Here is a 1,032-nt window from a genome sequence, read left to right on the forward strand (position 1 = left end):
GGGCTGGGCCTGCAGGCCCATGGCGATCGAGGCCGACTGCACGATGGCCAGAACCACGGCCAGGTAGCGGGTATATTGGTTGAGGGTCTTGCGGCCCGCCTCCCCGCCTTCCTTCTTCAGCTTTTCCCACGGCGGATACACCGAGCCCATCAGCTGCACGATGATCGAGGCGCTGATGTACGGCATCACGTTCAGCGAGAAGATCGCCATCCGTGAAACGGCGCCGCCCGAGAACATGTTGAACATGCCGAGGATGCCCTCGGAATTGTTGCTGAACAGGCGCGAGAACGCATTCACGTCGACGCCCGGAATCGGGACGTAGGAACCCAGGCGGTAGACGACCAGCGCGATGATCGTGAACCAGATACGCTTGTGAAGTTCGGTCGCCTTTTGGAACGACGCGAAATTCATGTTGGCTGCGAGTTGTTCGGCGGCCGAGGCCATTCAGATCCCCACGACTCAGGAGCGCGATTGCCGAAAATGGATAACCGCTTCTCGCGGCGACCACGCTCTGAAATTTGGATTCTCGGACCAGGCTGATCCGAGGAGAGCGCCACAAATAGGTGAGGCCCGCCGTGTTGTCACGGCGAGCCTCGAAAAGAACTGTCATCCCGGCCGTAGCGAAGCGAAGAGCCGGGACCGCCGGAAACGTCGGCGCTTGCCGTGGTCCCGGCTCGGCGCGCTTCGCGCTGGGCCGGGATGACAGTTTTTATGGATTAGGCTTCGGCTTGCGCCTTGGCCTTCTTGGTCACGGTGACCGAACCACCAGCGGCCTCGACGGCCTTGATGGCGGCTTCGGTGGCCGAGTAGACGGTCAGCTTCAGGGCGGTCTTGATCTCGCCCTTGCCCAGCAGCTTCACGCCGTCCAGTTCGCGACGGATGACGCCGGCGGCGACCAGTTCAGCAGCGCCCAGCTCGGCGCCCTTCTTGAACTTGCCAGCGGCGACGGCCTGCTCCAGGCGCCACAGGTTCACTTCGGCGAACTCCAGGCGGAAGGGGTTGTTGAAGCCGCGCTTCGGCATACGCATGTGC

At 62.7% G+C, this 1,032-nt stretch carries 1 protein-coding gene and 1 pseudogene; both read right to left on the reverse strand.

Going from position 1 to position 1,032, the window contains the following annotated elements:
• A pseudogene (locus J7528_RS23470) lies at positions 1 to 444 on the reverse strand (preprotein translocase subunit SecY); the annotation flags it as partial.
• 272 nt (positions 445 to 716) lie between these two features.
• On the reverse strand, positions 717 to 1,032 hold a 316-nt coding region (locus J7528_RS23475; RefSeq protein WP_291879683.1), incomplete at its 5' end, for an uL15m family ribosomal protein.

It is taken from the genome of Caulobacter sp. (assembly GCF_017744445.1).
Classification (GTDB): domain Bacteria; phylum Pseudomonadota; class Alphaproteobacteria; order Caulobacterales; family Caulobacteraceae; genus Caulobacter.